The organism is Streptomyces sp. 13-12-16 (genome assembly GCF_002114215.1).
Lineage (GTDB): Bacteria > Actinomycetota > Actinomycetes > Streptomycetales > Streptomycetaceae > Streptomyces.
Window position 1 is genome coordinate 1,342 of record NZ_NCTE01001407.1, and the last position, 11,466, is coordinate 12,807.

General features: G+C 71.9%; 13 protein-coding genes. 8 read left to right on the plus strand and 5 right to left on the minus strand.

Annotation, left to right across the window (positions count from 1 at the left end):
- Positions 1 to 98: 98 nt before the first annotated feature.
- From B7767_RS41690 to B7767_RS41705, 4 genes are all read left to right on the plus strand, one after another.
- Positions 99 to 950, plus strand: a complete 852-nt coding sequence (locus tag B7767_RS41690) for an SH3 domain-containing protein (protein WP_085576381.1) — start codon at positions 99 to 101, stop codon at positions 948 to 950.
- 43 nt (positions 951 to 993) lie between these two features.
- Complete coding sequence (locus B7767_RS41695; RefSeq protein WP_085576382.1) at positions 994 to 2,355, plus strand: FtsW/RodA/SpoVE family cell cycle protein; 1,362 nt, start codon at positions 994 to 996, stop codon at positions 2,353 to 2,355.
- Positions 2,352 to 3,809, plus strand: a complete 1,458-nt coding sequence (locus tag B7767_RS41700) for a penicillin-binding transpeptidase domain-containing protein (protein WP_085576383.1) — start codon at positions 2,352 to 2,354, stop codon at positions 3,807 to 3,809. Before B7767_RS41695 ends, B7767_RS41700 begins: the two co-directional genes overlap by 4 nt.
- Positions 3,810 to 3,875: 66 nt before the next feature.
- The gene (locus B7767_RS41705; RefSeq protein WP_085576384.1) at positions 3,876 to 4,379 is read left to right on the plus strand and encodes a DUF3291 domain-containing protein; all 504 of its coding nucleotides are present in this window, start codon (positions 3,876 to 3,878) and stop codon (positions 4,377 to 4,379) included.
- Here B7767_RS41705 and B7767_RS41710 read toward each other — a convergent pair.
- On the minus strand, positions 4,376 to 4,975 hold the full coding sequence (locus B7767_RS41710; protein WP_085576393.1) for a Uma2 family endonuclease: 600 nt from the start codon (positions 4,973 to 4,975) through the stop codon (positions 4,376 to 4,378). The two genes, B7767_RS41705 and B7767_RS41710, sit on opposite strands and share 4 nt — an antisense overlap.
- A 224-nt stretch (positions 4,976 to 5,199) precedes the next feature.
- Here B7767_RS41710 and B7767_RS41715 point away from each other — a divergent pair, with 224 nt between their 5' ends.
- The 4 genes from B7767_RS41715 (at position 5,200) to B7767_RS41730 (ending at position 8,517) form a co-directional block, all read left to right on the plus strand.
- Positions 5,200 to 6,138 carry a diiron oxygenase gene (locus B7767_RS41715; protein WP_085576385.1) on the plus strand — a complete coding sequence of 313 codons (939 nt, stop codon included), beginning with the start codon at positions 5,200 to 5,202 and terminating at the stop codon, positions 6,136 to 6,138.
- A 118-nt stretch (positions 6,139 to 6,256) separates the two neighbouring features.
- Positions 6,257 to 6,910, plus strand: coding sequence for a TetR/AcrR family transcriptional regulator (locus tag B7767_RS41720; protein WP_085576386.1), 654 nt, complete (start codon positions 6,257 to 6,259; stop codon positions 6,908 to 6,910).
- Positions 6,911 to 6,938: 28 nt separating this feature from the next.
- The gene (locus tag B7767_RS41725; RefSeq protein WP_085576387.1) at positions 6,939 to 7,253 is read left to right on the plus strand and encodes a hypothetical protein; all 315 of its coding nucleotides are present in this window, start codon (positions 6,939 to 6,941) and stop codon (positions 7,251 to 7,253) included.
- Between the two features lie 103 nt (positions 7,254 to 7,356).
- On the plus strand, positions 7,357 to 8,517 hold the full coding sequence (locus B7767_RS41730) for a C40 family peptidase (protein WP_085576388.1): 1,161 nt from the start codon (positions 7,357 to 7,359) through the stop codon (positions 8,515 to 8,517).
- Here the strand turns inward: B7767_RS41730 and B7767_RS41735 are convergent.
- Genes B7767_RS41735 through B7767_RS41750 form a run of 4 tightly spaced genes read right to left on the minus strand, consistent with a single transcriptional unit; the run spans position 8,481 to position 11,322 of the window.
- The gene (locus tag B7767_RS41735) at positions 8,481 to 9,743 is read right to left on the minus strand and encodes a styrene monooxygenase/indole monooxygenase family protein (RefSeq protein WP_085576389.1); all 1,263 of its coding nucleotides are present in this window, start codon (positions 9,741 to 9,743) and stop codon (positions 8,481 to 8,483) included. The two genes, B7767_RS41730 and B7767_RS41735, sit on opposite strands and share 37 nt — an antisense overlap.
- 34 nt (positions 9,744 to 9,777) lie before the next feature.
- The gene (locus tag B7767_RS41740) at positions 9,778 to 10,419 is read right to left on the minus strand and encodes an ATP/GTP-binding protein (RefSeq protein ID WP_085576390.1); all 642 of its coding nucleotides are present in this window, start codon (positions 10,417 to 10,419) and stop codon (positions 9,778 to 9,780) included.
- Positions 10,400 to 10,819: a DUF742 domain-containing protein gene (locus B7767_RS41745; RefSeq protein WP_085576391.1), complete on the minus strand. Its 420-nt coding sequence runs from the start codon at positions 10,817 to 10,819 to the stop codon at positions 10,400 to 10,402. Before B7767_RS41745 ends, B7767_RS41740 begins: the two co-directional genes overlap by 20 nt.
- Positions 10,816 to 11,322 carry a roadblock/LC7 domain-containing protein gene (locus B7767_RS41750; RefSeq protein ID WP_085576392.1) on the minus strand — a complete coding sequence of 169 codons (507 nt, stop codon included), beginning with the start codon at positions 11,320 to 11,322 and terminating at the stop codon, positions 10,816 to 10,818. The genes B7767_RS41745 and B7767_RS41750 overlap by 4 nt, the downstream gene beginning before the upstream one ends.
- Between the last annotated feature and the right edge of the window lie 144 nt (positions 11,323 to 11,466).

The following is an 11,466-nucleotide window of genomic DNA, read 5'->3' on the forward strand; positions in this document are numbered from 1 at the left end:
TCCCCGATGGCGCAGCAGGGCGGGCGGGTGCGGAGGGCCGCTCCTAGTGTGGCGATAAGTCACCTTCGACCCGTTTTCCTCGCATGTGGAGGTACCCCATGTCCCTGCGTCCCCCGCTCACCCGCCGCCTTCCCATAGCTCTCGCCGCCGGGGCTCTCGCGGTCGCGGCCGCCGTCGCCCCCGCCGTCGCCGCCGACGACCCGAACCAGGGCGGCGGCCAGTGGAACTGGAACCACCAGGGCGGCAACGGCAACGGCAACCAGCAAGGCGGTAATGGCAACAACAACCAGCAAGGCGGCAACGGCAACGGCAACGCCAACCAGCAGGGCGGCCACCAGCAAGGCGGTGGCGGCGGCGGCAACAATCAGCAGGGCGGCAACGGCAACGGCAACCAGCAGGGAGGCGGCCACCAGCAAGGCGGCGGCCAGCAAGGCGGCAACGGCAACCAGCAGGGCGGCAACCAGCAAGGCGGCGGAAATCAGCAGGGCGGCGGTGGCGGCAACCAGCAAGGCGGCGGCCAGCAGGGCGGCCACCAGCAAGGCGGCGGCCAGCAGGGCGGCCACCAGCAAGGCGGCGGCCAGCAGGGCGGCAACGGCAACAACAACCAGCAGGGCGGCGACAACGGCCTGGGCAACCAGGGCGGCGGCCACCAGGGCAACCAGGGCGACCAAGGAAACCTCGGCAACCAGGGCAACCAGGGCAACCAGGGCAACCAGGGCCAGTACAAGGGTGTCGTCACGGCGGACTCCCTGGCCCTGCGCAGCGCCCCGAACCGGGGTTCGCAGATCATCCGGTACGCCCACAAGGGCGACGTCGTCTCGATCTTCTGCAAGGTCCCGGGCGACAACGTGAAGGGCAACCCCCTCTGGTACCTCCTCACGGACGGCACCTGGGCGTGGGGCCCGGCCGCCCACATCGACAACCTCGGTCCCGCGCCACGCTGGTGCTGATGAGCGAAGCACGCAAGGCACCCTATTCGGTTAAGTTCCGGACATGAGCAAGGCCGGTATCACCCTGGCGACGGCGGATCCGCCCGCGCCCGCCGTCCGCCTCACCGGGCGCCGCGGCGTCGAACTCGCCCTGATCGTCCTGGCCGTCCTGCTGTCGGTGTACGGATACTGCGCCGTCGGCCTCGCCAGGAACGGCACCGTCCCGCCCGGCGCCGCCGGTTACGGCGCCGGGCTCGGCGTGCTCGCGTTGGTCGCCCATCTGGCGGTGCGCTGGCGCGCCCCGTGCGCCGACCCGGTGCTGCTCCCCATCGGGGTGCTGCTCAACGGCCTCGGCCTGGTGCTGATCTACCGGCTCGACCTGGAGACGCCGGGCGATCCGGCGGCCCCGACCCAGCTCGTCTGGTCGACGCTGGGCGTGGCGCTGTTCATCATGGTCGTCCTGGTGCTGCGCGACCACCGGGTGCTCCAGAACTACACCTACGTCTGCGTCACCGTCGCGCTGGTCCTGCTGACGGTACCGATCCTCTTCCCCGCGGTGAACGGGGCGCGGATCTGGATCCGGGTCGCCGGATTCTCCATCCAGCCCGGCGAGTTCGCGAAGGTGCTGCTGGCGGTCTTCTTCGCCGCGTACCTCGCCGCGAACCGGGGCGCCCTCACCTACGCCGGCCGCCGCTTCCGGTGGCTGCGGCTGCCCACCGGGCGGGTGCTCGGCCCGATCCTCGCCGTCTGGCTGGTCAGTGTGGGCGTGCTGGTGCTGGAGCGGGACCTCGGCACCTCGCTGCTGTTCTTCGGCCTGTTCGTGGTCCTGCTGTACGTCGCCACCGGCCGCACGGGCTGGATCGCGGTGGGGCTGCTGCTGGCCTCACTGGGGGCGGTGGCGGTGGGCCGGCTGGAGCCGCACGTGCACCACAGGATCGAGACCTGGCTGCACCCGTTCGGCTCCATCGAGGCGGGCGAGGGCCCGAACCAGATCGCCCAGTCCCTGTTCGCCTTCGCGGAGGGCGGGACGCTCGGCACCGGGCTCGGGCTCGGGCACTCGGTGCTCATCGGCTTCGCGGTCAAGTCCGACTTCATCCTGGCGACGGCCGGTGAGGAGCTGGGCCTGGCGGGACTGTCCGCGATCTTCCTGCTCTACGGGCTGTTGGTGGAGCGCGGCTACCGGGCGGGGCTGGCCCTGCGCGACCCGTTCGGGCGGTTGCTCGCGGTGGGGCTCGCCTCGCTCGTGGCGCTCCAGGTGTTCGTGATCGCGGGCGGGGTGACCGGGCTGATCCCGCTGACCGGGATGGCGATGCCGTTCCTGGCGCAGGGCGGCTCGTCGGTGGTGACCAACTGGGCGATCGTGGCGCTGCTGGTCCGGCTGAGCGACTCCGCGCGGCGGCAGGGCGGCGGGGGTGCGCCCCGGTGACCCGGCACATCCGGCACGCGGCGCTGTTCTGCGCCCTGCTGCTGGTGGCGCTGCTGGTGAACGCCGCCCGCGTGCAGGTCCTGCGCGCCGGGGAGTACGAGGCCAACCCGGCCAACCGCCGGGACACCATCGCCCGCTACCAGCAGCCGCGCGGCGACATCCTGGTCGACGGGCGGCCGGTCACCGGTTCGCGGGACACCGGGGAGCACCTGCGCTACGAACGGACGTACCGCGACGGTCCGTTGTACGCCCCGGTGACCGGTTTCGCCTCGCAGGAGTACGGCACGACGTTGCTGGAGCACACGGAGGACGGGCTGCTGTCCGGGGCCGCCCCGGTGCTCGCGCCGCTGCCGCTGTGGAACGAGTTCACGCGCGGCCGCAACGCGGGCGGTCACGTCGTGACGACGATCGACCCGGCGGCGCAGCGGGCCGCGTACGAGGGGCTGCGTTCGCGGAAGGGCGCGGTGGCGGCGGTGGAGCCGTCGACCGGGAGGATCCTGGCGCTGGTGTCGGTCCCGTCGTACGACCCCGCGCTGCTGTCCGGGAACGGCACGGCGGCGCGGGACGCCTGGGCGCGGCTGAACGCCGATCCGGACCGGCCGATGCTGAACCGGGCGGTGCAGCGGACGTATCCGCCGGGTTCGACGTTCAAGGTGGTCACCGCGGCGGCGGCGCTGGACGCCGGGGTGGTGAGGAACCTGGACGGGCCGACGGACTCCCCCGCCCCGTACACCCTGCCGGGGACGAGGACCCGCCTGACCAACGGTTCCGAGGGGTGCGAGGACGCCTCGGTGCGGAAGGCGTTCGTCTGGTCCTGCAACACGGTGTTCGCCAAGCTGGGGGTGACCACGGGGGTGGAGAGGATGAGGGCGACGGCCGAGGCCTTCGGCTTCAACGACCCGGACGTACGGATCCCGTTCCGGGTGGCGCGCAGCACCTTCGACACCACGGTGGACCGGGCGCAGCTCGCGCTGTCGTCGATCGGGCAGTACAACACCCGGGCGACCCCCCTGCAGATGGCGATGGTCGCGGCGGCCGTGGCGGGCGGCGGGCAGGTGCGGGAGCCCTACCTGGTGGAGCGGACCGTGCGGGCGGGCGGCAGCACGGTGTCGACGGCGGGTTCCCGTCCGGTGCGGCGGGCCATGTATCCGGCGACGGCGACGCGGCTGCGGGAGCTGATGCGGGGCGTGGTGGAGGACGGCACCGGCACGAAGGCCGCGGTCCCCGGTGCGATCGTGGGCGGCAAGACCGGCACCGCCCAGCACGGCCTGGGCAACTCCGGCACGCCGTACGCCTGGTTCATCTCCTGGGCGCAGGGCGGTGCGGACATGGAGGCGAAGGTGGCGGTCGCGGTGGTGGTCGAGGACGCGGCGGCGAACCGGCGGGAGATCAGCGGCGGCGGGACGGCGGCACCGATCGCGCGGGCGGTGATGGAGGCGGTGCTCAACTCGTAGGAGCAGAGGCCCACTTGGTGAGACGGGGGTGCCGGAGCGACACGTTCCCGACCTAACGTTCGGTACATGACCGACACCGCGTACGAACTCGCCCAGGTGAACATCGCCCGCCTGAAAGCCCCGCTGGACTCACCGCAGTTGAGGGACTTCGTCGACGGTCTCGACCCGGTGAACGCGGACGCCGACGCCGCCGACGGCTTCGTCTGGCGCCTGCAGAGCGAGGGGGGCGACGCGACGGACATCGCCGTCTTCGGCGACTCCTGGCTGATCATCAACATGTCGGTGTGGCGGGACACCGACGCCCTGACGGCGTTCATGTACCAGGGCCGCCACCGCGAGATGCTGGCGCGGCGCCGGGAGTGGTTCGAGCGCGTCGAGGAGGCGATGGTGGCGCTGTGGTGGGTCCCCGCGGGCCACCGCCCGACGGTCGCGGAGGCCGAGTCCCGCCTCCTCCACCTGCGCGCCAACGGCCCGACGCCGTACGCGTTCACCCTGCGGACGTCGTTCCCCGCGGGCGGCGCGCAGCCGCTGGTCGGGGAGGTCCCGGAAGGGCTGGGCTGCTCGGTCTAGCGCCGGCGGTCGACGGCGGTGAGGTCGATGTCGACGGGGAACGGGACGGTGAGCTTGAGGCGGTCGTGGAAGATGCCCATGGGGACGTACGACTTGGTCATCGGGTCCAGTTCGTAGACGTAGACCACGGGGAGGCCGTCGTTCTGCTCGACGCGCCAGTGGTGCGGGATGCCCGCCCGCGCGTACTTCCGCGGTTTCACCTCGCGGTCTCGTTCTTCCGAGTCCTTGGAAACGACCTCGACGGCGATCAGGACGTCCTCCGGCCGGTACCAGGTCTGACCCGGCCCGATATCAGCGTCCGCTTTGAACACCATGACGTCGGGCTCCGGGCGGTTGCGCTCATTGAGCTTGATGGTCATCTCGCGCTGGACGTCGAACCCGTCCGGCACTTGAGCCAGCAGGGCGTTGTCCAGGAGGCGGATGACGCGCGAGTGGAAGTTGGTCTGCGGACTCACGAAGACGAGGCTCCCGTCGATCAGCTCCGTGTGCGGAGGCAGGTTGGGAAGCTCGTCGAGGTCGTCCGCCGTCCAGCCACCCACCGGCGGACGAGGCCACTCGTAGTCGTCGTCCAGCCCGTAGTCGCGTGCGGCGCTCATGATCGCTCCCATGTGCTGCAGTCCGACCGGCACCGTCAGCGTACCCAGGACGAACGCCGGGGCGACGCTCCAAGAGGTGATCCGGGGTACGCGCCGTTGACGCGTCCACCGGGTGGACCGGACATCGAGAACTCCCGCGCGAGGGATTGACGGGCTTGCTGACAGGCAGTCTCATAAGTGGGTGACCCGCCGGTAACCCGAGACGCCCCAGAGGTGGAACCGCCATGACGACCCTGTCGGAAACCGACGCGCTCGACGGCCTGCGGGACGCGCTCGGGCTGCTCAAGGACCGGGAGCAGGTGGCCCGGCGGCTGCTCGAGTCGTCCGCCAGGCACTCCTTCGACCCGGACGAGGAGCTGGACTGGGAGGCCCCCTTCGAGGAGGGCAAGTGGTTCTGGCCGCCGGAGCTGGTGTCGCTGTACGGCACCCCGATGTGGAAGCGGATGAGCGAGGAGCAGCGCCTCCTGCTCTCGCGGCACGAGGCGGCGGCGCTGGCCTCGCTCGGCATCTGGTTCGAGCTGATCCTGATGCAGCTCCTGGTCCGGCACATCTACGACAAGTCCGCCACGAGCGCGCACGTGCGGTACGCCCTCACCGAGATCGAGGACGAGTGCCGGCACTCCAAGATGTTCGCCCGGGTGATCTCGCGCGGCGGTACGCCCTGGTACCCGGTGAGCCGCGTCCACCAGAACCTCGGCCGACTCTTCAAGACGATCTCCACCACCCCCGGCTCCTTCACCGCGACCCTGCTCGGCGAGGAGGTCCTGGACTGGATGCAGCGGCTGACCTTCCCGGACGAGCGGGTCCAGCCGCTGATCCGGGGCGTCACGCGCATCCACGTCGTCGAGGAGGCCCGGCACGTGCGCTACGCCCGTGAGGAGCTGCGGCGCCAGATGGTGACCGCGCCGAAGTGGTCGCAGGAGTTCACCCGGGTCACCTCCGGGGAGTTCGCCCGGGTGTTCTCCGTGGCCTTCGTGAACCCCGAGGTCTACACGAACGTCGGCCTGGACCGGCGCGCGGCCGTCGCCCAGGTCAAGGCGAGCGCCCACCGCCGGGACGTGATGCAGCAGGGCGCGAAGCGGCTCACCGACTTCCTGGACGACATCGGCGTGCTGCGCGGGGTCGGACGGAAGCTGTGGCAGTCGTCGGGACTGCTCGCGTAGACGGGTACCCGCACCCGGCCCCGGCCCCGACGACACCGGCGTACCGCGCGTGGCCGACGGAAGCCGTGACAGTCGTCGGGACCCCTCGCGCAGACGGGCGGGCGGATACCCTGCGGGCATGACCTCGCAGGCCCCCACCCCCGCCTACCGGCGGCTCAGCGTCGAGGAGCGCCGCAGTCAGCTGCTCGAGGCCGCGCTCTCCCTCTTCGCCCACCGTGCCCCGGAGGACGTCTCCCTGGACGACGTGGCGGAGGCGGCCGGTGTGTCCCGCCCCCTGGTGTACCGGTACTTCCCGGGCGGCAAGCAGCAGCTGTACGAGGCCGCCCTCCGCTCCGCCGCCGACGAGCTGCGGCACTGTTTCGACGAACCGCACGAGGGACCGCTGCTGCCCCGGCTGTCCCGTGCCCTCGACCGCTACCTCGCCTTCGTCGACCAGCACGACACCGGGTTCAGCGCGCTGCTCCAGGGCGGGAGCGTCGTGGAGACCTCCCGTACGACCGCCATAGTGGACGGCGTGCGGCGGGCCGCCGCCGAGCACATCCTCAGCCACCTCGGGGTCGCCGGGCCCGGTCCCCGGCTCCGGATGACGATCCGCATGTGGATCACCGCCGTGGAGGCGGCCTCGCTGATCTGGCTCGACGAGGACAAACAGCCGCCCCTGGACGAGCTGCGGGACTGGCTCGTGGAGCAGTTCGTGGCGGTGCTGACGGTGACCGCGCGGCGCGACGCGCAGGCCGACGCACTGGTGCGGGAGCTGGCCGCGGACCTCTGACGGCCCGCGCATCGCCGACACTGGGGGCGTGAAGAGCGAAGACACCCCGTTCGAGGGCGGGCCCATGGACGGGCGCGTGCTGCCCGTGCTGCTGGGCATCACCGGGCACCCGCCGAAGACGTACCGCATCCCCGTCCCGGCCCCGGACGACGGCCCGCCCACCGTGCTGGTCTACCGGCGGGTGCCCCGGGCGCGGAGCGCGCGGACCGGGCTGACGCGGGGCTGGAAGTACCTGTACGACCCCACGGGGCGGGCCGGCGACGGCCGGAGGTGGCCGTGGTCGAGGCCCGCGCCCGATCCAGACGCCACGCCGAAGGGCAAGCCGGACGACGCCGACGGGTGACCGGGTTGCGCCGAACCGCGCACACTCGGCGAGCGGACCGCGGACACCCGCCCGATGCTCGCGGTGCGGAGCGGACGAGCCGCCCCGCACCGGAGGTGATGGAGTGTCAGGAAAGCTGCCGCGTCTGGTGTGTACCGCGGTACTGGCGGCCGGTGCCGTCCTCGCACCCGTGCCCGCGGCGGCCGTCCCGGAACCGGGCGGCGGCACCGCCGGCTCCGACGGGCGTTCCGTCGCCGGGCTGCTGACGGAGCTTCAGGCCCTGTACCGGGAGGCCGAGGAGGCCACCGAGACCTACAACGCCACCGAGGAACGGCTGAAGAGGCAGCGTGCCGAGACCGAGCGGCTGAACCGGGCCCTCGCCCGCACCCGGCTCTCCCTGCACGACAGCCGGGGCGCGGCCGGACGGCTGGCCCGCCAGCAGTACCAGAGCGTCACCGGCCTCTCCCCCTACGTACGGCTGCTGCTGGCGCGCGATCCGCAGCGCGCGCTCGACCAGGGGCACGTGATCGGGCGGCTGGCGCGGGAGCGGGCGGAAACGGTGGGCCGGCTGACCGGCGACGAGCAGGAGGCCGAGGCGCTGGCCCGCCGGGCGCGCAAGGCCCTCGACGCCCGGCTCGCCCTCACCGAGCGGCGCGGGAAGGAGCGGGAGGAGGTCCGCGAACGGCTCCGCGCGGTCGAGGAACTCCTCGCCTCGCTCACCGCCGAGCAGCTCGCCGCGCTGGCCGAGCTGGAGCGGGGCAACACGGCCGAGGCACAGGAGGAGCTGGTGGCCTCCGGCGCGCTGGGCAGCGGCGGCGCTCCTCCCTCGGCGGCGGGCGAACGGGCCGTGCGGTACGCCGTGGAGCAGCTCGGGAAGCCGTACGAGTGGGGTGCGGAGGGGCCCGCCGCGTACGACTGCTCGGGGCTGACCTCCAAGGCGTGGGGCGCCGCCGGGACGCCGGTCCCCCGGACCAGCCAGGAGCAGTGGGCGCGGCTGGAGCGGGTGCCGCTGGACGAGCTGCGGCCGGGTGACCTCGTCGTGTACTTCCCGGAGGCCACCCATGTCGCCCTCTACCTCGGCGACGGCAAAGTGGTGCAGGCACCCCGCCCCGGCGCGCGGATCAAGGTCTCCCCGATCGCGGCCAACCCGGTGCTGGGCGCCGTACGACCCGACCCGGACGGGGAGCCCGTACGGCGGTACGTGCCGCCGGAGCTCCCCGAAGGGGCGATGGAGGGGCCCGACGAGGGTTACGCGCCGGCCGCGCCCGAGACCTCCATCAGGTAGCCCTCGGCCTTCTTCGGGTCGTAGAAGAAGTTCTCGAAGTCGGCCGGGTCGTCGAAGCCGTTGGCGAAGCGGTCGGCGATCGGCTGGAGCTGTCCGGCCGCGCCCAACAGGTTCAGGACGTGCTCCGGCGGCGGGGCGAGCATGGCGTTCGTCCACTTGGTGACGTGCTGCGCCGTCCCCCAGTAGCGGTCGAAGGTCTGCTGCATCCAGGCCTCGTCGAACTCCTTCTCGCCGTGCTCCAGGATCGAGGCGAGGTAGGAGGCGGCGCACTTGGAGGCGGAGTTGGAGCCCTGGCCGGTGATCGGGTCGTTGGCGACGACCACGTCGGCCACGCCGAGGACCAGTCCGCCGCCGGGCAGCCGGCCGATCGGGTTGCGGACGGTGGGGGCGTAGCGGCCGGCGAGGGTGCCGCCGGCGTCGGTCAGTTCGACCTTGGTGGCCCGCGCGTACTCCCAGGGAAGGAACTTCTCCATGAGTTCCAGGGTCAGGGAGAGGTGTTCCGAGGGGTCCTTGACGTCCTTGAAGGCGTCCAGCGGGCCGCCGGGTATGCCCTCCCAGAACAGGATGTCGGCGCGGCCCGAGGTGGTGAGGGTCGGCATGATGAACATCTCGCCGACACCGGGGACCAGGTTGCAGCGGACCGCCTCCGTGTCCGGGTGCTCCGGACGCGGGCCGAGGCCGTGGACGTAGGCGACGGCCAGGGCGCGCTGCGGCTCGCTGTACGGGGAGCGCTCCGGGTCGCGGGCGAACATCTGCACGAGCTCGCCCTTGCCCGCCGAGACGAGCACCAGGTCGTACGTACGGGAGAAGTAGTCGAGGTCGCCGACCGCCGCGCCGTGGATGACGAGCTGGCCGCCGCGCTGGGCGAAGGTCTCCATCCAGCCGGCCATCTTCACCCGCTGGTCCACCGACTGCGCGAACCCGTCGAGCCTGCCCAGCCAGTCGATCGCGCGCTGCGAGGGGCCCGGGTCGAAGGAGCCGGGGGCCGCCACCGAGACGCCGAGTCCTTCGATCTTCGGGGCCTGGGACTCCCAGAAGTTCAGCTGGAGGTCGCGCTCGTGCTGGAGTGCCGTGTGGAACATGCACTGCGTCGACATGACCCGTCCGGTACGGATCTCGTCCGCGGTCCGGTTGGACATCAGGGTGACCTCGTACCCGTGCGACTGGAGGCCGAGGGCGAGCTGGAGACCGGACTGGCCGGCTCCGACGACGAGTATCTTCCGCATACGGGGGACGCTCCTAAGAGGGCTGCTCGGGGGATTACTCGGGGGTTTCGTCGAGCGCGTGGCCCACGAGGGACAAGAGGGTCTCGATGACCGAGATCCGGCGGCGCGCATCCATGATCATTACAGGTATGTGCGCGGGGATCGTCAACGCCTCCCGCACGTCCTCGGCGTCGAACCGCTCACTGCCGTCGAAGTGGTTGACCGCGACGACGTACGGCAGTCCGCAGCTCTCGAAGTAGTCCAGTGCCGGCCAGCAGTCCTTCAGGCGACGGGTGTCGGCCATCACGACGGCGCCGATCGCGCCGCGCACCAGGTCGTCCCACATGAACCAGAACCGCTGCTGGCCCGGCGTGCCGAACAGGTAGAGCACCAGGTCGTCGTCGAGCGTGATGCGGCCGAAGTCCATGGCCACGGTGGTGGTCAGCTTGCCGGGCGTGGCGGTGAGGTCGTCGGTGCCCTCGCTCGCCTCGGTCATCAGCGCCTCGGTCTGCAGGGGCGTGATCTCCGAGACGGAGCTGACCAGCGTGGTCTTGCCGACGGCGAAACCGCCCGCCACCACTATCTTCGTGGCGATGGGCGCACGGGTGCGGTCCGTCTGCCAGGGCAGCAGCGGCTCGTCGCCCTCGTCCGTGAGCGGGGAGACGCCGTGAGCGACGTCAGAGACGACGGAGTCCACTCAGCACCCTTTCCAGCAGCGCGCGGTCCGGGCGGCCCGTGCCGTGGCCGGTTCCCGTTCCGTAGACACGGATCTTTCCCTGGTCCGCGAGGTCGCTGAGGAGGACGCGGACCACGCCGAGCGGCATCCTCAGCAGCGCGGCGATCTCGGCCACCGTTCGCATGCGGCGGCACAGTTCGACGATGGCCCGCATCTCCGGCATGCCCCGGAAGCCGGACGGGTTGTTCGTCAGCTCCTTGCGCTCCCCGGCGGCTTCGAGCGCGGCGGTGGCGCCGACGAACGTCTCGACGAGCAGGACGTGGCCGAAGCGGGTGCGGCCGCCGGTGAGCGAGTAGGGGCGGACCCGGGCGGGTTTGCGGTCGCCGCCGCGGACCGGGAGCTGTTTCCTGGACCTGCTCATCGGCGGCTCCCGGTGGACTCGGTCTCCAGGGACTGGCGCAGCTCGCTGCGGAGTTCCGGGGTCAGGACGTGGCCGGCGCGGCCGACGAACAGCGCCATGTGGTACGCCACCACGCTCATGTCGCAGTCCGCGGAGCCGTGCACGCCGAGCAGGGAGCCGTCGCTGATGGACATCACGAACAGGCTGCCCTCGTCCATCGCCACCATCGTGTGCTTGACCGGGCCGAAGTCCATCAGCTTCGAGGCGCCGACGGTCAGGCTGCCGATGCCGGAGACGACGGTGGCCAGGTCGGCGGCGGAGCCGCGGGGGCCGGTGCGTCTCGCGCTCCGCGCGTCACGGGCCGCCGTGTTCCTGGAGTCGTCGGACGACAGCAGGAGCAGGCCGTCGGAGGAGACCACCGCGACGGAGAGGATGCCGGGCACCTCCTCGACGAGGTTGCTCAACAGCCAGTGCAGGTTGCGGGCCTCACTGCTCAGTCCGACAGTACTGGGCGACGCGGTCAACTGCTTGCCTCCTCGACTGTGCCCCCCGTGGTCTCTTCGGATGTGACGGCCGGGTCGGACGGCGCCTGGTGGCCACCGGTCCGTTCGGCGAGTTCCGCCTCGACGTCCCGGCGCCCGGCGTCCGCCCCCCGGCGGAAACCGCCG